At 67.4% G+C, this 20,455-nt stretch carries 9 protein-coding genes; 2 read left to right on the top strand and 7 right to left on the bottom strand.

The genetic code is table 11. The features are described 5' to 3' along the window. Window positions 1-81: 81 nt before the first annotated feature. A complete protein-coding gene (locus tag AC1DJT_RS03520) occupies window positions 82-1,533 on the bottom strand; it encodes a trypsin-like peptidase domain-containing protein (protein WP_476833534.1) in 1,452 nt (483 codons plus the stop codon). A 37-nt stretch (window positions 1,534-1,570) separates the two neighbouring features. Then, window positions 1,571-2,602 carry an LLM class flavin-dependent oxidoreductase gene (locus AC1DJT_RS03515; protein WP_441504408.1) on the bottom strand — a complete coding sequence of 344 codons (1,032 nt, stop codon included), beginning with the start codon at window positions 2,600-2,602 and terminating at the stop codon, window positions 1,571-1,573. A gap of 301 nt (window positions 2,603-2,903) precedes the next feature. Here AC1DJT_RS03515 and AC1DJT_RS03510 point away from each other — a divergent pair, with 301 nt between their 5' ends. Together AC1DJT_RS03510 and pbpC are read left to right on the top strand one after the other, a co-directional pair. Then, window positions 2,904-8,150: an alpha-2-macroglobulin family protein gene (locus AC1DJT_RS03510; RefSeq protein WP_476833542.1), complete on the top strand. Its 5,247-nt coding sequence runs from the start codon at window positions 2,904-2,906 to the stop codon at window positions 8,148-8,150. Between the two features lie 131 nt (window positions 8,151-8,281). Continuing rightward, window positions 8,282-10,312, top strand: coding sequence for a penicillin-binding protein 1C (gene pbpC, locus AC1DJT_RS03505; protein ID WP_441504407.1), 2,031 nt, complete (start codon window positions 8,282-8,284; stop codon window positions 10,310-10,312). Between the two features lie 70 nt (window positions 10,313-10,382). Here pbpC and AC1DJT_RS03500 read toward each other — a convergent pair whose 3' ends face one another. The 5 genes from AC1DJT_RS03500 to AC1DJT_RS03480 all read right to left on the bottom strand — a co-directional run bounded on the left by AC1DJT_RS03500 (window position 10,383) and on the right by AC1DJT_RS03480 (window position 20,397). Further along, window positions 10,383-13,466 (bottom strand): efflux RND transporter permease subunit, encoded by a 3,084-nt coding sequence (locus tag AC1DJT_RS03500; protein ID WP_476833533.1) that lies wholly within the window; start codon window positions 13,464-13,466, stop codon window positions 10,383-10,385. Then, a complete protein-coding gene (locus tag AC1DJT_RS03495; protein WP_441488001.1) occupies window positions 13,463-14,557 on the bottom strand; it encodes an efflux RND transporter periplasmic adaptor subunit in 1,095 nt (364 codons plus the stop codon). The genes AC1DJT_RS03500 and AC1DJT_RS03495 overlap by 4 nt, the downstream gene beginning before the upstream one ends. A gap of 209 nt (window positions 14,558-14,766) precedes the next feature. Next, window positions 14,767-18,084, bottom strand: a complete 3,318-nt coding sequence (locus AC1DJT_RS03490) for an error-prone DNA polymerase (RefSeq protein WP_476833532.1) — start codon at window positions 18,082-18,084, stop codon at window positions 14,767-14,769. Then, window positions 18,081-19,550: a Y-family DNA polymerase gene (locus AC1DJT_RS03485; protein WP_476833531.1), complete on the bottom strand. Its 1,470-nt coding sequence runs from the start codon at window positions 19,548-19,550 to the stop codon at window positions 18,081-18,083. Before AC1DJT_RS03485 ends, AC1DJT_RS03490 begins: the two co-directional genes overlap by 4 nt. 19 nt (window positions 19,551-19,569) lie before the next feature. After that, complete coding sequence (locus tag AC1DJT_RS03480; protein WP_441504403.1) at window positions 19,570-20,397, bottom strand: ImuA family protein; 828 nt, start codon at window positions 20,395-20,397, stop codon at window positions 19,570-19,572. Between the last annotated feature and the right edge of the window lie 58 nt (window positions 20,398-20,455).

The following is a 20,455-nucleotide window of genomic DNA, read 5'->3' as shown; positions in this document are numbered from 1 at the left end:
GCGGATGCGGGGCTCCCTTGTCAGTCCGACGCTATCTGAGCCGATTGTCGTAACGGAAACAACTGCTCTTTGAAGACGGGTTCACAGTCCGCATGCGACGGGCAATGCAGCCTTTCCGACCTTCTCGACCACCGCCCCGGTGCTGATCTCCGGCCCCGACGTCGCGGCTTGAAGCGTTACGCCTGCCTTGCCCAGCAGCGCCTGCATGGCAGCCCCGGCGGCAATCGCGTAGGCGCGCTGCGGCGCGACCCCTGCAATCAGCACCCTGTCCGAGGGGTTGGACGTCACCAACCCGGCAAGACGACCCTGGCGATCGAAGACCGGGCTGCCCGCCTGGCCGGGTTGCAGCGGCGCGAACACCGCCTCGCCGGCGCCGAGGCGCACGGATTGTCCCGGCAGGGCCATCGCCGTGCGCTGCCCGCCGGAATCGCCGAAAGCCATCAGCACGACGCTCTCCTGCGCCACCAGCGCCCCACTCCGAAGGCCTGGGGGAGCTCCGGCCGCAGTGCCGTCGACATCCAGCAAGGCAAGGCCGCTCGCATCGTCCTTGATGCGCAGCCGCGCCGGCCGACCGGAAACCTTGAGCGATTTGCAGGGGTCGATCGCCGCCGTCGCCGTCAGGACGAGCTTGTCCGAGACAGCGAGGCCGACACCGAAGCGCTCCGTCGGCCTCGCCGCGACCACGACCGGAGGCGCCGCGCCTGGTGTCGGCACGCTCGCGACCGCAGGACCCGCCGTCGCAGGCGCAGGCCCGGTCGGAAAGGGTTCGAAGCTGCTGGCAATAGCGATGACGAGCTTGTCGATGCTCGGCGCGAGAGCCTTGTCGTAGCCGATCGAGAAGCCGCGCAGGCCGCCCGGCCCCGACGACAGGCGCCGGTAGAACCGCCCCGACGGCGTCTCGCCAGTGACTACGAAGAAATCCGGCCGGAGCAGCTTGTATGTGATTTTCCGCCCTGGAACGGCCGCGCTCGTGGCCTTCTCGAACAGCGCCTCGACAGTATCCCCTGCCGGTGCCGTGCTCGTGTCGAGCGTCACCCTGCCATCCTCGCTCTGCCAGCGGCCGCCGCCGGTCGCGGTCGCCTCGCGGCGCGGCAGCAGCTTGGTCGGAATGCCGATGCGGATACCGGTGCGTTCGTCGGTGATGACGCGGAAGCCCGCCGCCTCGCGCGCCGCCCCCGCCGCCTGCGCCAATGCCCGGCGCTCGACGGGCGTCAGGATGCCGTCCGGCATGCCGCGCGAGCCGGCCTTCAGCGCGTTGATGCCACGAAAGGTCAGCGGCCCGTAGGAGCCGCTGACCGCGCCGTTGAAATGTCCCGCCCAGATCAGGTCGTTCTGGATCGCCTTGCGTTCGAGCTCGGGCAAGGCGTCGAAGGCAGCCTGCGCCGCGGCAAGTTGCGGATTCGCCGCAGGTTGCGGCTGGGCTTGCGCGAGCGCCGRCAAGAACAGCAGCCCGGCAGCGACGAGCAGCCCCCTTGTCCCAAGCGAAGACCTCAACCCCGTCGCCATCACGCGCTCCCCTGCAATCGGCAGCATTGAAGCGTCATTGCCGGCGCATCCGCAACTGGTCTCGTCAGGCAAGCATTTCGTGGACCAGAGGCACGACCCTGCGTCCATAGAGCTCGATGCAGCCCATGAGCCTGTCATGGCTAAGAGGCCCGGCGCTGTATTTCATCTGGAAGCGCGCCGCATCGAGCGCCTTGACCGTCGCGGCGATCTTGCGCGCGACCGTCTCCGGCGACCCGACATAAAGCGAGCCGAAATCGATCTCCTGATCGAACTCGGCGCGATTCATAGGCGGCCAGCCGCGCTCACCGCCGATCCGGTCGCGCATCCGCTTGTAGTCCGTGAAGAACTCCTCGCGCGCCCGCTCGTCCGTTTCCGCCACATAGCCCGGCGAATGCACCCCGACCGGCGGCACCGGTTTCCCCAGTTGCGCAAAGGCGCGGTGATAGAGATCGACATAGGGCCGGAAGCGCGCCGGATCGCCGCCAATGATCGCGAGCATCAGCGGCAGGCCGTAGCGGGCGGCACGAACGACGGATTCGGGACTCCCGCCAACCCCGATCCAGGTCTTCAGCACCCCGGTTTCCAACGAGGGAAAGACGCGCTGGTTCTTGAGCGGCGGCCGCGTCGTGCCCGACCACGTCACCGCATCCTGGCTGATCAGTGCCGCGAAGATTTCGAGCTTCTCCTCGAACAGGGTTTCGTAATCGCGCAGCTCATAACCGAAGAGCGGGAAGGACTCGGTGAAGGAGCCACGGCCGAGAATGACCTCTGCCCGTCCGCCCGACGCCGCGTTGAGCGTCGAGAAACGCTGGAACACCCGGATCGGATCGTCGGAGCTCAGCACCGTAACGGCTGAGCCGAGGCGGATCCGCTCTGTGCGCCCGGCTATCGCCGCAAGCACGACCTCCGGCGAGGAAATGGCGAAATCCGCGCGATGATGCTCGCCGACACCGAAGAAATCGACCCCGACCTGATCGGCCAGCACGGCCTCGTCGATCAGGTTGCGGATGACCTCTGCGTGCGGCAACGGCTGGCCGTCCGCCCCGGAGGTGACATCGCCAAACGTGTCCAGGCCCAGTTCGAGAGGCTGTGTCATGCACATGTCCGTTCAGGCTGGCTACGGTCGAGGGAGATTGTGCCGAGATGAGCCCGGCGGAACGCATCCGCACCAATTGAGGCGCAGGACGCGTGCTTTCAAGGAGGCCCGCCATGCGTGCCGGTTCAGAGCCTCAGGCAGCGGATGCGCGGCTGGCTCCGCCTATGCTGCAGACACTCCGTCATCAGCTTTCACGTTGCACCGGCGAGCACGGATGCTAGCCTTTGGTGATACCGTGCCGCCCTTGCGACTGCGCAGCACTATCGATGACGACAGGCCGGACCGGCCGAAGGGACTGATCATGACCTTGCTCTCCCGGCTCGCGCTGATTCTCGGTCTTGCCCTCGCCGCCACCCCGGCACTCGCCCAGAAGGCCTATATCCGCAACGATCTCCAGGCTGATGGGCAAAGGCTCGAGGAACGCCTGAAGCGCGACGTCTCGGCCAGCACACGCCCCGCGGCGGTCGCGCTGCGTGACGGCGAAGCTGCGCTCTCCCGAGGCGATGCCCGTGCCGCCCTGCCCCAGGCCAATGCCGCCGTCGTCGCCGATCCCCAGAATTCCGCCGGCTGGCGCCTGATGGCACGCGCCGCCAATGCTATCGAGCCGCGTGACTATCGTGAGCGCTGGGAACTGCGCGAACGCGCGATCAGTGCAGCCTACCTCGCCTATCAGCGCGCAACCTCCCGCCCGGACGAAGCAGMCTCGCTCGCGGTGCTCGCCCGCACCTTCGAGCGCAACGAACTCTGGCGCCCGGCCCTGACCGCCTATCGTCTCRGCCTCGATCTCCAGGACAATGCGCAACTGCGCACCGCCTATGAAGGCCTGCGCGAGAAGCGCGGCTTCCGCTTGCTCTCCAACAAGGTCGATGCCGATGCGGCGAGCCCGCGCGCCTGCTTCGAATTCTCCGAGCCGCTCGCCCGCGGGCGCATCGATTTCGCGCCCTATGTCGCGATTTCCGGCGGCAAGGGCGATTTCGCCGTCAGCGCCGAGGAGCGCCAGATCTGCGTCGACGGCCTGCGCCACGGCGAACGCTACGCGTTCGTCATTCGCCAGGGTGTGCCTTCCGCACTCCCCGACGAGAAGCTGCTGAAATCCGCCGATTATGAGGTCTATGTCCGCGATCGCACACCGTCAGTGCGCTTCACCGGCAAGAACTATGTGCTGCCGCGCACCGGTCAGCAGGGCATCCCGGTCGTCTCCGTGAATGCCGACAAGCTCGACCTCGAAGTCATGCGCATCGGCGACCGCAACCTGATCAACTCCGTCCATTCCGACGATTTCCTCAGCCAGCTCGGCAGCTACAACGCGGGCCAGATCGCGTCCGACAAGGGCCAGCGCGTCTGGGCCGGCGCGATGGACGTCAAGTCCGAGCTCAACAAGGATGTGATCACCGCCTTCCCGGTGCTGGAAGCGGTCGGGCAGCTCAAGCCCGGGGTCTACGTGATGTTTGCCAAGCCGACGGGCGGACAGGCCGCGCAGCCCTCGGGCGACGGCGACTATGACGACGGCTCGACCCGCGCGACACAATGGTTTGTCGTCTCCGATCTCGGCCTGACCTCCTTCTCCGGTCCCGATGGCGTGCATGTGCTGGCGCGCTCGCTCGCCAACGCAGCGCCGATCCCGAATGCGGTGCTGCGCCTCATCGCCCGCAACAACGAGGTGCTCGCCACCGCCCGCACGGATGCGAAGGGCTATGCCCGCTTCGATGCCGGCCTTGCCAAGGGCCAGGGCGGCAATGCGCCGGGCCTCGTCACCGCCCTGCTCGACGAGGATTATGGCTTCCTTGACCTGAAGCAGACTGCCTTCGATCTCTCCGATCGTGGCGTGAAGGGCCGCGTCGCCCCGGCCGGCCTCGACGCCTATCTCTATACCGAGCGCGGCGTTTATCGCTCCGGCGAGACCGTCTATCTCACCAGCCTGCTGCGGGATTCCGCCGGCGCTGCCGTCACCGGCCTGCCGCTGACTCTGGTGGTGAAGCGACCGGACGGTGTCGAGTACCGCCGCCGTCAGGTCGAGGATCAGGGTGCCGGCGGGCGGGCTCATTCCATCCCGCTGATCTCCGGCGCGCAGACAGGCACCTGGCGCGTCCAGGCCTATGCCGACCCGAAGGGCGCAGCCATCGGCGAGGTTTCCTTCCTCGTCGAGGATTACGTGCCCGAGCGCCTCGAGCTGACGCTCGCGCCGAAATCACCCGTGCTCCAGGCCGGCGAACCGGCCGAGATCGATGTCAATGCACACTATCTCTACGGCGCGCCGGGCTCCGAGCTCGACGTCAACGGCTCGACCACGATCCGCGCCGCCGCGAAATCCGCCATCCCGGGCTTCGCCGAGTTTCAGGTCGGCCTCACCGACGAGGCCTTCGAGTCGATCCAGAGCGACCTCGAGGAGAGCGCCACCACCGACGCCGCAGGCAAGGCCACGATCTCGGCCGGCGTGCAGCAGCCCGAGACCAACCGCCCGCTCGAGGTCGAGATCACCTTGCGCGTCGGTGAGCCGGGCGGCCGCGCCATCGCCCGCTCCGTCACCTTGCCGATCGTGCCGAAGGGCGCCGCCATCGGCGTGAAGCCCCTGTTCAAAGATGGCGAGCTCGGCAATGGCCAAACGGCGAGTTTCGACGTCATCATGGCCAATGGCGACGGCCGCCGCCTTGCCAAGCCGGGCGTGAAATGGACGCTGTCCAAGGTCAATCGCAACTATCAGTGGTTCTTCCAGGATGGTCGCTGGAACTATGAGGGAGTGAAGACGACGCGCCGCGTCGCCGATGGCGAGGTCGCCGTCAGCGAGACGGCCGCGGCCCGCATCGCTGCCCCGGTTCAATGGGGCAATTACCGGCTCGACGTCGCCTCCGATGGCTCCGACGCGACCGAGACCAGCGTCTCCTTCACCGTCGGCTATGAGAGCGACAAGACCGCCGACACGCCCGATGTGCTGGAGGTCGCGCTCGACAAGCCGTCCTATGCGATTGGCGAGACCATGCAGGTCAGGCTCTCGCCGCGCTTCGCGGGCAAGGCAACGCTCGCCGTCGTCGGCGACAAGCTGAACGAGATCCAGACGATCGACATCGCTCCCGGCGGCAGCACGGCCTCGATCCCGGTCAAGGCGGAATGGGGTGCGAGCGCCTATCTCGTCGCGTTGGCCCACCGCCCGATGGACACCGCCGCCCAGCGCCTGCCCGGGCGCGCCATCGGCCTGTCCTGGTTCTCGATCGGCAAGGAACAGCGCACGCTCCAGGTCGACCTCGGAGCGCCCAATCTGGTGCGCCCGCTCTCGACGCTGTCCCTGCCGGTCAAGGTCAGCGGGGCACGCGCCGGCGAGGAGGCTTTCGTCACGGTTGCGGCGGTCGATGTCGGCATCCTCAATCTCACCCGCTTCGAAAGCCCGGACGCCAGCAAGTACTTCTTCGGCCAGCGCCAGATCGGCCATGAACTCCGTGATCTTTACGGCTATCTGATCGACGGCATGCAGGGCGTGCGCGGCACCATCCGCTCCGGCGGTGACGCAGCCCCTGCATTGCAGGGCGAGGCGCCTACGCAGGAGCCGCTCGCGCGCTATTCCGGGGTGGTCAAGCTCGGCCAGGACGGCACTGCGAAGATCGATTTCGAACTGCCCGCCTTCAACGGTTCGGTCCGCGTCATGGCTGTCGCCTGGTCGCAAGGCCGCACCGGCCAAACCAGCACCGACGTCATCGTGCGCGACCAGATCGTCGCCCAGGCGACGCTGCCGCGCTTCCTCGCGATCGGCGACCAGTCGCGCTTCCATCTCCAGATCGACAATGTCGAGGGACCCGCGGGCCCCTATCTCGTCGATCTCGACGTGAAGGGGCCCGTCCTCGTTGCCGCCGATGCAACACGGCGCACGCTGACGCTCGCGGCCGGCGCCAAGAGCCAGATGACGATCCCGGTCACGGCGGCGGGTCTCGGCCGCGCCGAGTTCGATGTCCGGATCAGCGGCCCGAACGGCGTCGGTACCGTGCAGAACCTCGCGGTGCGCGTGCAGCCCTCGGCCAACACGATCGCCCGCCGCATCGTCCGGCCGATCCCGGGCAATGGCGGCTCTATCACCGTGTCGTCGGACCTCCTGGCCGATCTCGTACCGCGCTCCGGCCAGGTCTCTGTCTCCGTCTCGCCGCTGGCCGCGCTCGACGTGCCGGCKATCCTGAAGGCGCTTGACCGCTACCCTTATGGCTGCACCGAGCAGACCGTCAGCCGCGCCTTGCCGCTGCTGCATGTCAACCGGCTGGCCAGTCTCGAGCAGCTCGCGCTCGATGCCAACGCCGACGAGCGCGTCAACGGCGCAATCGAGCGCGTGCTCGCCCGCCAGGGCGGCAACGGCTCCTTCGGGCTCTGGGGTGTCGGCGGCGAAGACCTCTGGCTCGATGCCTTCGTTACGGACTTCCTGACCCGCGCCCGCGAGCGCCAGTTCAACGTTCCGCAGATCGCCTTCAATCTCGCGCTCGACCGGCTGCGCAATCAGGTCGTCAACACCAGCGAGATCAACAAGGAAGAAGCCGCCGGCATCGCCTATGCGCTCTATGTGCTCGCGCGCAACGGCCGGCCCGTGATGGGCGACCTGCGCTATCTCGCCGACAACAAGCTGGCCGAGTTCGCCTCGCCGCTGGCACGCGCGCAGATTGGAGCGGCACTCTCGCTGCTCGGCGATCGCGGTCGCGGTCGCGCCGCCTTCACCAGCGCGCTTGCTGGCCTCCAGGAGGCGCGTGACGACGGCCTGTCACGGCCCGACTACGGCTCGCGCCTGCGCGACGGCACGGCGGTCMTGACCCTGATCGCCGAAACCAATGGCGAGCGTGCCGACATCGCCCGCGCTTCCGCAATCGTCGAGAGCGCCCGCGGCTCCGCCCGCTACACCTCGACCCAGGAGAACATGTGGATGGTGCTGGCGGCTCAGGCCATGGCCAAGGAGGCCGAGGGCATGGCGCTGACCGTCGACGGCACCGAGCGCAAGGGCGCCTTCTACCGCACGCTTTCGGATGAGGCGCTGGAAGCAAAGCCGCTCGTCATCGCCAATCCCGGCGCCGCCTCCGCGCAGGCCGTGATCACCGTTGCCGGCATTCCGACCGCCGCCGAACCCGCCCTGAACCAGGGCTTTGCCCTGGAGCGGACCTATTACACCATGAAGGGCGAGAAGGCTGATCCGGCGCGTCTGCGCCAGAACGAGCGCTACGTCGTCGTGCTGGGGGTGACCGAGCCCTCGGTTCGCTACGGGCGACTGCTGCTGGTCGATCCACTGCCGGCCGGGCTCGAGATCGAGAATGCCAATCTCACGGAGGGGGCATCGACGCAGGGGTTGAGCTGGCTGAAGCAGGACGTCACGCCGGTCCACACGGAAGCGCGCGACGATCGCTATGTCGCAGCCTTCGAACGGCCTGGCTCGTCCAACCAGCCGCTCTCCTTCACGGTCGCCTATATCGCGCGCGCCGTCTCGCCCGGCCGCTATGTCGCGCCCGCAGCCGCCATTGAGGACATGTACCGTCCCGACCGCTTCGGCCGCACCGCCTTCGGCACGGTCGACATCGCCTCGGCCAGGTAAGGGCACGAAGGCTCGTGATCACGCAGGGCGAGCAAAGCGGCACCCCTCCTCCCTCCCCTTCGCAGGGTGCAAGGGGTCGACGTCGCTGGCTGAAACCCGTTGCGCTGGCATCAGCGCTCGGGCTTGCGCTCATGGGTTTGGCTGCCGGCTCCGTTGCCTTCTACGCCTCGACCCTCCCCCCACTCGATGTCTCGGCTGCGCATGACCGCTCGACCGTGGCGCTCGATCGCGAGGGCAAGCTGCTGCGCCCCTTCCTCACCGCTGACGGTCGCTGGAAGCTCCCGGTCGGCGTCGAGGATGTCGACCCGCGCTATCTCGCGATGCTGAAGGCCTTCGAGGACAGGCGCTTCGACAGCCATTCCGGGATCGACCCGGTCGCGATGCTACGTGCCGCCGGGCAGATGCTGATCAATGGCCGCATCGTCTCCGGCGGCTCGACGCTGACCATGCAGGTCGCGCGGCTGCTCGAACCGCGCGAGGAGCGCTCGCTTGCCGCCAAGCTGCGCCAGGCCGTGCGTGCGATTGAGCTGGAACGCCGCTTCAGCAAGGATCAGATTCTCGATCTCTACCTGGCGCTCGCGCCCTTCGGCGGCAATCTCGAAGGCCTGCGAGCAGCAAGCTTCGCCTATTTCGGCCGCGAGCCGAAACGTCTTTCCACGGCCGAAGCCGCCCTGCTCGTCGCGCTGCCACAAGCACCGGAGCAACGTCGTCCCGACCGCTTCGCCGAGACCGCCCGCAAGGCGCGCGACAGGGTGCTCGCCCGCATCGAGGCAGCAGGCCTCGTGACGCAGTCCGAAGTCGCGGCCGCGCGTGATGAGCCGGTTCCGACCGCACGAAGGGCCTTTCCCAATCTGGCGCCGCATGTCGCCGAGCAGGTCGTGGCCGAGGCACCGACCGTTCGCCGCCACCACCTGACCATCGATGCAAGGCTGCAGGCCAATCTCGAACAGCTTGCCCGCGAACGCAGCCTCGGCCTCGCCCCGCAGGTCTCGATTGCCGTTCTCGCCGTCGACAACGAGACCGGTGAGATCCGTGCCTCGGTCGGCGGCGTCGATTATTTTGCAGCCGAGCGCGCCGGCTCGCTCGATCTCACCCGTGCCCTGCGCTCGCCGGGTTCGGCCCTCAAGCCCTTCATCTATGCGCTCGCCTTCGATAACGGCCTCGCCCATCCCGAGACCATGCTGGAGGATCGGCCGGCGCGTTACGGGCTCTATGTGCCGGAGAATTTCGATCTCGGCTTCCAGGGCATGGTCAGCGCGCGCAAGGCCTTGCAGCTTTCGCTGAACGTCCCGACCGTGGAATTGCTTTCGTCACTCGGCCCGCAACGTTTCCTGTCGCGGCTGCGCGATTCCGGCGTCGCGATCGCCATGCCGAAAGAGGGCGGTGCGCCAGGGCTCGCGGTGGGCCTTGGTGGTCTCGGCATCACCCTGTCCGACCTGACGCGGCTCTATGTCGGCCTCGCCCGCGGCGGCGAGATGCTGCCGCTCAAGGTCAAGGCCGGCGATCAGCCGGCCGGAGAGGCGCCTCGCCTCGTCGATCCCGTCGCAGCCTGGTATGTCGCCGACACGCTCCTAGGCGCTCCGCCGCCGCTCAATGCCGCACCAGGGCGTATCGCCTACAAGACCGGCACATCCTATGGCTATCGCGATGCCTGGGCCGTCGGCTTCGACCGCAAGCACACGATCGGCGTCTGGGTCGGCCGCGCCGATAACGGAGCCGTGCCGGGGCTCGTCGGGCGCGTCGTCGCGGCACCGATCCTGTTCGATGCCTTCGCACGTCTCGGCCATGATCCGCGGCCATTCCTGCAGCCGCCGAACGCCATCATATCCTCGACATCGAACCTGCCGCCACCGCTGCGCCATCTCCGGCAGGACGTGCCCAAGACGCTGACCGCACTGGCCCGCCCTGGCCTCACGCTGGCCTTCCCGCCGGAAGGCGCGCGCATCGATCTCGCGGCGTCGGCCGTCGACGGGCACGCGCTGCTCAACCTCAAGGTCGCCGGGGGCGCCCCGCCCTATACCTGGCTGGTCGACGGGGCGCCGGTGACCGCACCGACCCGCCGCCGTGAAACCGCCTGGCAGCCCGGCGGCAAGGGCTTTGTCCGGATTTCGGTGATCGACGGCGCAGGCGCGAGCGAGAGCGTCTCGGTCAGGCTGCAGTAGCGCAAGGCATCAGCGCGGACTCAGCGATCCAGGCGCCGGCGATGCGGCCTGGATCGCCTTTCCGCACAGTTCATTCCGCGGGCTGGACCTGTGTCTGGCCATGCGCCGCGTCCTCGCCATGCACGGGCCGATGCGCCCGCGCCAGATAGCTATAGGCGACCGGCACCACATAGAGCGTCAGCAGGGTGCCGAAGGTCATGCCGCCGACGATGACCCAGCCGATCTGAGAGCGGCTTTCGGCACCGGCGCCATGGGCGAGCGCCAGCGGCACCGCACCAAGCACCATCGCGCCCGTCGTCATCAGGATCGGCCGCAGGCGCAGTTCCGCGGCCTCGACCAGCGCATCGACGAGGTCCTTGCCCTCCTCGCGCAACTGGTTGGTGAACTCGAGGATCAGGATGCCGTGCTTGGTGATGAGGCCGACGAGCGTGATCAGGCCGATCTGGCTGTAGACGTTGAGCGTGCCACCGCTGAAATACAAAGCCGCCAGCGCGCCCGTGATCGAGAGCGGCACCGAGACCATGATCACCACCGGGTCGATGAAGCTCTCGAACTGCGCCGCMAGCACCAGATAGATGAAGCCGAGCGCCAGGAGGAACACGATCGCGATCGAGGAGCCAGCCTGCTTGAACTCGCGGCTCTGGCCGGAATAGTCGATCTGCACCGATTTCGGCAGCACCTTGGCGGCCGCCTGCTCCAGGACGGCCAGTCCATCGCCGAGCGAATAGCCCGGCGCCGGCACCGCCGTGATCGTCGCGGAGCGCAGCTGGTTGAAGCGGATCAGCTCCTTGGGCGCGACGTTCTCCTCGATGCTGACAAGGCTGGAGAGCTGTACCACCGTGCCGTTGCGACCACGCAGATAGATCGACTGCAGCGCCTGAGGCGTGTTGCGATCCTCCCCGGCGACCTGCAGCATCACGTCATACTGCTCGCCGTTCATGTTGAAGCGCGTCACCTGCCGCCCACCGAGCAAGGTCTCCATCGTCCGGCCGATGATGTCGACGCCGACGCCAAGATCGCTGGCGCGCTGCCGATCGATCGAAACCTTGATCTGCGGCTTGTCCAGGATGAGGTTGGATTCGAGGTTGGTCAGCACCGGCGAGGAGGACGCCTCCGCGATGACCGMATCGACATAGTTCTTGATCTCGGCATAGGAATCCGAGGAGCGCAGCACGAACTCGATCGGCTTGCTGTTGGCTCCGCCGCCGCCAAGCGAGGGCGGATTGACCGCGAAGAGGCGGATGCCCGGAATCTGCGACAGCCCGCGATTGATCTCGGCAACGAGATCCTGCTGTTTGCGGTGGCGCTCTTCCCACGGCTTCAGCCGCGCGAATGCGATGGCGCGCGTCACGTCGGGGAAGCCGGTGATGACGAGATAGCTCTCGACTTCGGGAAGATTCTTGAAATACTCCTCGACCTGCCGCGCATAGCTCGCCGTGAAGCTCAGCGTTGCGCCCTCAGGCGAGACGCCGATGGCGTTGATCGTGCCACGGTCTTCCACCGGAGCCAGCTCCGAGCGCAGGTTTGTGAAGAAGTAATAGCTGCCGCCAGCAACACTGAGCGCCAGCAGCACGATGACCGGGCGCATCGAAAGCGCCCCACGCAGCGAACGGCGATAACCGCGGGAAAGCGCATCGAAACCGCGCTCCAGCACGTTGTAGAGCCAGCCATGCGACTCGTGCGGCTTCAGGAGTTTGGCGCACATCATCGGCGTCAGCGTCAGCGCGACGAAGCCGGAGACGAGCACCGCACCTGCCAGTGTCAGGGCGAACTCGATGAAGAGCTTTCCGGTACGCCCGGTCGAGAACGCCATCGGTGCATAGACCGCTACCAGCGTCAGCGTCATCGCGACGACCGCAAAGGCGATCTCGTTGATGCCGCGGATCGCCGCCTTGCTTGGTTCCATGCCGTTCTCGACATGGCGGTGCACGTTCTCCAGCACGACGATGGCATCGTCGACGACGAGGCCGATGGCGAGCACCATCGAGAGCAGCGTCAGCGTGTTGACGGTGAAGCCGAGCGCATACATCAGCGCGAAGGAGCCGATCAGCGAGACCGGAATCGTGACCAGCGGGATCAGCGTCGCGCGCAGCGAGCGCAGGAAGACGAAGATGATCAGCACGACGAGGACGACCGCCTCGCCGATCGTGGTGTACACCGCCTGGATCGAGCGATCGATGAAGATCGAGGTGTCGTAGGAGGTCGCGATCGCCATGCCGTCGGGCAGATCATCGGTGATCTCCGGCAGCGCCGCACGAACACCGGAGGAGACATCGAGCGGATTGGCCGTCGCCTGCTTGACGATGCCGATCGTCACCGAAGGGCGGCCGGCGAACCAGGCGGCGTTACGCTCCTCGCGCGCGCCGAGCTCGACCTTCGCGACATCGCTCAGCTTCACCGGAAATGCGCTGACATCCTTGATCACGATCTGCTGGAATTGCTCGGGCGTGGTCAGGCCGGTCTGCGACAGCACCGTGAACTCACGGTCGTTGCTCTCGATGCGGCCGGACGGGATCTCGACATTCTGCGCCCGCAGCGCCGCCTCGATCTCCTGTACGGTGATATTGTAGGCGGCCATGCGGGCCCGATCGAGCCAGATGCGCATCGCATATTGCCGTTGGCCGAGAATGCGCACTTCGGCGACGCCGGTGATGTTCTGCACCCGGTCGGCAATGAAGCGGTCGGCGAAGTCGGTCAGCTCCAGCGGGCTGTGCCGCGTGCTGGTCAGCGACAGATACATCACCGGCTGGGCGTCGGCCTCGACCTTGGCGATGATCGGCTCGTCGATCTCGTCCGGCATGCGCCCACGCACGCGGCTGACGCGGTCGCGCACGTCGGAGGCCGCGACATCCGGATCCACGTCCGGACGGAAGCGCACAGAGATGCTGCTGCGCTCCTGACGGCTGTTCGAGGTGATGATCTCGATGCCCTCGATGCCCGCGATCGAGTTCTCCAGGATCTGCGTGACCTGGGATTCGATGATCTCGGCGCTGGCGCCGCGATAGGTCGTGTTCAYCGAGACGATCGGCTCGTCGATGTTCGGGTATTCGCGCACCGTCAGCCGGCCATAGGAGACGATGCCGATGAGGATGACGAGCAGGCTGAGGACGGTCGAGAGAACCGGCCGGCGGACGAAGAGCGCAAACAGGCTCATCGTGCGTCGCTCGTCTGCACCGGAGCCGGAGCATTCTTGACGGCAACGGCCGAGCCGTCACGCAGGCGCATCTGGCCGGCCGTGACGATCTGCATGGTCGGGGTCAGCCCCTTCACGATCTCGACCTTGCCCGGAAGGCGCTTGCCGAGTTCGACCGGCATGCGCTTCGCCTTGCCGTTCTCGACCACGAAGATCATCTTGCCGGTGCCATCGGGGACTACGGCCGTCTCCGGCACGACGAGCGCGTTCTCGCGCTGGTCGACGATGATGTTGATCCGCGCGAACAGGCCGGGCTTCAGGACGCCGTCGCCGTTCGGGATGGTGGCGCGCAGCCGGATCGCACGGCCGTTCACATCGACGATCGGATCGATCGCGAAGATCGTGCCGGTGAAGCCGGTGTCGGGCAGCGCATCGACCTTGAGCTGGATGGTCTGCCCGACCTTGACCCGTGTCAGGTAAATCTCGGGAACCCGGAAATCGACCTTCATCGGGTCGGTTGCGGTGAGCGTGATCAGCTCCTTGCCGACCGAGACATAGTCTCCGACGCTGACCGAACGCAGGCCGACAACCCCGGTGAAGGGCGCACTTATGGCGGTCAGAGCGCGGCGCGAGGTCGCGAGCTGCAGGCGGGCCTCGCTGGAGGCCAGTTGCGCCGTCGCCTGTTCGAGCGCGACCTGCGTGCCCGAGCCACGGTCGACCAGCGCCCGGTTGCGCTCATAGGTATCGCGCGCCAGCCGCAGATCCGCCTCGGCCAGTTTCACTTCGGCGTCGAGGATCGCCCGGTCGAGCTTGACCAGTTCCTGGCCCTTGGTGACGCGCTCACCTTCCTTGAATCCCAGTGCCACGACCCGGCCGGCGATCTCGGGAGCGATGACCACTGTTTCATTCGCGGTCAGCGTGCCCAGCGCCTGGACCTCTTCATTGACCGTTACGGCCTCCACCCGGCTGACCTCGACGGGCACGCCGGCAGCCTGCGGGTTCGCCACCGCGCGCGCTTGCGCAGGCTGCGCGCCAGCCTTGAAGCTGCGGTAGCCGTAATAGCCGCCGCCAGCGACGCCGGCGATCAGGAGGACAAGGACAAGCCGCTTCATAGGTCAGGGTGCTCCGGTATCGTCGCAAGCCCTATGGGACTGGACGATGCAGTTCAAATTACAAATCCGTAAGTGTGGTTTCATGACGGCCGCGACGGTTTAATGAACCAACCGGCTTTTTCGCATGCAAGACCGGAACCAAGACACGAAACAAGTCCGGAACGGGCTGCTGGCGGCAGATTTCGGGGGCCTGTGGCCGAATTAAGCCTTTAGTGGAAGTCGCGAGAGCGCGGCAGCACCMTGACATTGCGCGGGTGCGTATGTTGGCGCGGCGGCAGGCGGCTGTCGGATTGCGGGTGCTGCACCTCGTCGGCCCGCGCCAGGGTGCGGTGCAGCAGCCCGTCGGCGAGCCGCGCCAGTTCCTCCGAGCGATCCTCGATCCTGTCGACCACGAGATGGACGATGCCTTCCGGACTGCGTTGCAGCCGGCCGGCGAGCAGGACGAGCCGCGCGCCCATCGCCTGCCGGCGATAACGCTCGAAGGTCTTTGGCCAGAGCACCGCATTGGCGATGCCGGTCTCGTCCTCCAGCGTCATGAACATCACACCCTTGGCGCTGCCCGGCCGCTGGCGCACCGTGATGATGCCCGCCAGCCGGCAGCGCGTGCCGTCGGATGCTGTCAGGACCTGATCGCAGCTCAGGGCCCGCTCACGTGCGAAAAGCGGGCGCAGGAACTGCATCGGATGCCCCTTCAGCGACAGGCGAAGATGCTGGTAATCCGCGATGACCTGTTCGGAGTCCCGCATGCGCGGCAGCAGGGTCTCGGGCTCCTGGGCGAGTTCGGCGCTCTCGCTCGCCGCAAAAAGCGGCAGCGGCCTGTCATCCGGGAGCCTTCGCACCTCCCAGAGCGCCTCGCGCCGGCTGAGCCCGAGTGAGCCGAAAGCATCGGCATCGGCCAGCGCGACGAGGGCACGCGTGGGCAACCTCGCGCGCCGCGCCAAGGCCTCGACGCTGTCATAACCCTGCCCGCGCGCCGTCACGAGCGCCTCGCCAAAAGCCTTCGAGATCCCGTCGATCTGGCGCAAGCCGAGCCGCATCGCGAGGGCGCCGTCCTCGCGGCGCTCCAGCGTGTTGTCATGATCGCTCAGATTGATGTCGGCTGGCCGGATCTCGACCTTGTTGTCCTGCGCAGCGCGGATGATCTGCGCCGGAGCATAGAAACCCATGGGCTGCGAGTTCAGAAGCGCCGCGGTGAAGGCAGCGGCATGATGACACTTGAGCCAGGMCGAAGCGTAGACCAGCAGGGCGAAGGAGGCCGCGTGGCTCTCCGGAAAGCCATATTCGCCAAAGCCCTTGATCTGGTTGAAACAAGCGGACGCGAAGGCGCGGTCATAGCCGCGCGCGACCATGCGCTCGACCATCATCGTCTCGAAATTCTGGATCGTGCCGACATGGCGGAAGGTCGCCATGGCACGCCGCAAACCATTGGCCTCATCCTCGCTGAACTTCGCCGCCTCGATGGCGATGCGCATCGCCTGCTCCTGGAACAGCGGCACGCCGAGCGTCTTTTTCAGAACCAACTCCAGCTCGTCGGGAAACCCATGTTCCGGCGCAGGCGAAGGGTAATGCACCTCCTCGGCTCCGTTCCGTCGCCGCAGATAGGGGTGGACCATATTGCCCTGGATCGGGCCCGGCCGGACGATCGCGACCTCGATGACGAGATCGTAGAATTCCTTCGGCCTCAGCCGCGGCAGCATGTTCATCTGCGCCCGGCTCTCGACCTGGAAGACGCCGATCGCATCGGCCCGGCAGAGCATGTCGTAGACCTCGCCATCTTTGGATGGGATCGTCGCCAGCTCCCGGCGTTCTCCCCCGTGCAGGGCGATCAGGTCGAGCGCCTTGCGGATGCAGGTCAGCATGCCGAGCGCGAGCACATCGACCTTCATCATCCGGAGCGCGTCGATATCGTCCTTGTCCCACTCGATGAAGCTGCGGTCCTTCATGCCGCCCCAGCCGATCGGCACGCATTCGTCGAGCCGCCCGCGCGTCAGCACGAAGCCGCCGACATGCTGCGAGAGATGGCGGGGAAAGCCGATCAACTCGGTCGCCAGCGCGGCCGCGCGCGCGATCATCTGATTGGCGGGGTCGAGCCCCGCCTGCCGGACATGGTTTTCCGGCAGGCCGTCGCCCCAGCTGCCCCAGACCGTGTTGGCGAGCGCGGCCGTGACATCCTCGCTCAGGCCGAGCACCTTGCCGACCTCGCGAATGGCGCTACGCGGCCGATAGCAGATCACCGTCGCGCAGATGCCGGCGCGCAGCCGGCCATAGCGCTCATAGATATACTGCATCACCTCCTCGCGCCGCTCATGCTCGAAGTCGACATCGATATCGGGCGGCTCCTTGCGCTGTTCGGAGAGAAAGCGGGCCAGGAGCGAATTGCCCTCCATCGGGTYGACCGCGGTGACCCAGAGGCAGTAGCAGACCGCCGAATTCGCCGCCGAGCCCCGGCCTTGGCACAGGATCGGCGGCTCCTGTGCACGGGCGAAGCGCACGATGTCGTGGACCGTCAGGAAGTAGCGCGCGTAATCGAGCTTCGCGATCAGTGCGAATTCCTTGTGCAGCAGGTCGCGTACCTTGCTCGGGATGCCCTCGGGATAGCGCCTGTTCGCTCCTTCCCAGGCGAGATGCTCCAGATGTTCCTGCGGGGTGCTGCCCGGCGGCACCGGCTCGTCCGGATACTCATATTGCAACTGGTCGAGCGAGAACCGGCAGCGTTCGAGGAAGCGCACCGTCTCCGCCACCATCTCCGGCGCGTGCCGGAACAGGTGGGCCATCTCGCGCGGCGATTTGAGATGGCGCTCGGCATGGGCCTCCAGCATGCGCCCGGCTCGCTCGATCGGGACATGCTCGCGGATGCAGCTGACGACATCCTGCAAGGGCCGCCGCTCGGGCGCATGATAGAGCACGTCGTTGACGGCAAGGCAGGGCACGCCCGCCCTGGTCGCGAGCTGCACCAATGCATCGGCGCGGCGCCGGTCGTCGCCGCGATGCGGCATGTCGATACCCAGCCAGAGTCGACCGCGCGCAAATTCGAAAACGCTCGCGAGTGCCGCCGCGATCTCGCTGTCCGGCCGCCGGTCCGGCATCAGGATCAGCAGCATGCCTTCCGCGAATTCGCGCAGGTCGGAGAGCGTGAGGATGCATTCGCCCTTCTTCTCGACCTTCATCTTGCCGTGGGTCAGCAGGCGGCAGAGCCTGCCATAGGCGTCGCGATCCTGGGGATAGGCGAGCAGGTCGGGCGTGCCATCGGACAGGACGAGGCGGACCCCGACCGCGAATGTCAGCTTCGTTGTGGCGATACCCCCCTCGCGCATCGCCGCATGGGCCCGCACCACGCCGGCCAGAGAATTGCGGTCGGCGAGCCCGATTCCGGCAAGGTCGAGTTCGGCCGCCCGGCCAACCAGTTCCTCCGGACTCGAGGCTCCGCGCAGGAAGGAGAAGTTGGAGGTAACCGCGAGTTCGGCATAGCGCGCGGCTGGTCCTCCCGGGGCAGCCTCGACCAGGCGATTGTCATTGAGCCCGCTCACGCGAAAAGCCCGTGCATGAACCAGGGTGGATGCGCGGCCTCGCGGCCATAGAGTCCGTCGCGATAAAGCCAGAAGCGCCTCCCGCCCGGCTCTTCGACGCGAAAATAGTCGCGGGTCGGCGCGATCCTGCCCGTCGTCGCCCACCATTCGGCGGCGATCCGCTCCGGCCCCTCCGCCTTGGCGACCTCATGCAGCACGCGCCGCCAGCGGAAACGCGTCGGCGGTCCGTCCGGAATTTCGGCCAGGACCTCGATCGGCTCAGGCCGCGACAGCAGCCGCAGGGGCCGTTCCGGGGCAGCGCTCGGTGCCGGCCAGTCTGGGGAAAGGCCGAGCCGTACAAGCTCGCCATGCCGCAGGGCGGGCACCGCCAGCGCCGCACGCTCGGGATCATGGCTGTCCTGCGCCAGGAAACGCCGCACGCGATCCGGGCCGATCCGGGCCGCGATCGCATCGGCGACCTCCGTCAATGCCCGCTMGGCGGCGGCTTCGTCGGGCTCCTCCTTCMCCCCGGCGGCGAGCGTTCCCTGATCGACGGCGAAAGGCTCGGTCGCACCGGCCGAGAGCCGGATCAGGTCGAAGCCGAAGCCGGGATCGAGCGGGTCCGCCAAGGCATCCAGCTTCAGGGCGAAGAGCCGGTCGAGCGCAGCCGGATCGCGCAACGGCATCCCGGTCTCGATGCCGAGACGGCGCACGGCCCCGTCACTGCGGAAAAAGCTCGCCTCGAACAGTCTTGCGCCTTCGCCCCGCGCTTCCAGCATGCCGGCGAGACTTTCCTCCAGGCCGGCCAGGGCGGCCCGGATACCGGCCTCATGCGCCAGCGGCTCGGCAAAACGCCGCTCCGCCATACAGTCCGGCAGCGGTCGTCGCGGGGACAGCGCCTGCGGCAGGCGGCCAAGCGCCTGGTCGAGCCTGTCGAGCAGGTCGCGGCCGAAACGGGCGGCCAGCGGCGCGCGCGGCCGCGTCTCCAGATCGGCGATATGGGTGAGGCCCATGCGCGCGAGCCCGTGCTGCCGTGCCGCCTCCAGTCCAAGCGCCGCGGTCGGCAAGGGCCACAGGGCCTCGCTCTCCCCGTCCGGCGGCACGATGCCGCCGCGCCCATAGCGCGCGACACCCCAGGCGGMGCGCGCCGTCCCGGCAATGGCGGCGCGCAGCGTAAAGCCCTGTCGTTTCAGCCGAAGCAGGCAGTCGCGGCCAAGCGCGGCCTCGCCGCCAAAGAGATGGGTGCAGCCCGAGATATCGAGCAGCAATCCATCCTCGCCATCGAGCGCGACCAGCGGTGTATAGCGGTCGCACCAGTCGGCAACGGCGTAGAGCAGGGCCGCATCGGCCGCCCTGTCCTCCTCGACCACGACCAGCCGCGGGATCATCGCCCGCGCATCGGCCAGCGCCATGGTCGCATGAAGGCCGAGACGTTCGGCTTCGACATCGAGGCTCGTCAGCCGGAAGGCGCCCTTCGCCTTGCCCACCACAACAAGAGGACCAGGATCATCCGCTGGCCCGCCGGGCTGCGGGCCAGGCCTCTGCGATATTGCCCGAACGGATGCGCCCTGGCTGCGTCTGATCCGGTCGATGGGCAGGCGCGGGAACCAGAGCGACAGGAAGCGGCTCGCGGAAGCTATACGCATGACTGTCCCACTCCATCACCCACTGCCCTGTCGCCCCATGCCGGTTGCGCAGCACCGTGACCGCAAAACTCGGCCGGCCCGGCCCATGCGCTCTCATCCGCCCCTCCGAAGGCGCCGCCGAAACCGACCAGCGGATCGTCGCCGCGCTTGGAGCAGGACTGCTTCCCAGCCGCAGGAGAAAAGCCGTCGCGCCGGCATCCCGCGCCGCCAGGACGAGACGCCGGCTGGCCGTGAGATCGAGGCAGGCCGGCGCACCTTCGAGCTCGATCACCACCGCGCCGATACCCGAGCGCGGGTCATTGCCGCGCGGAAAGGCGTCGCCCGCCGCCTTCAGCACGGCAAGCGGATCGCGCCCCCGCACCGCAAGCACCCGGTCGGGATCGAGCCCGAACGCTGCAAGCCCCGGCGCATAGAGTTCGCCCCCTTCCGCGCCGGCGGAATCCTGCCGCAGCCAGACGACCGGCCGCCGCTCCAGCCGCGCGATCAGCCCGGCGACGAAGCCCGTCGCCGCCGGAGCCTGATGCGCCGCAGCCACGATCTCGTGCAGGGCATGGCGGCGCAGCGGCCCCAGCGCCGCATCGGCCGCCGCGTGGCCAAGGCTGAAGCTCGCCTCCCCGCCCAGCGAGACGGAGACGCTTTCCAAACCGGCAATGCTTCGCCGCAGCGCGGCGACGGCATGATCGCTCACGTCTTGGCACTCCAAATGTTCCTATTTTGTTCTTTATGACTCCGCCGCCTCAGACGAG

It is taken from the genome of Allobosea sp. 05T422_2, assembly GCF_056396265.1.
Note: the sequence above shows the minus strand (reverse complement) of the source record. Positions and strands in the feature narration are given on the sequence as shown.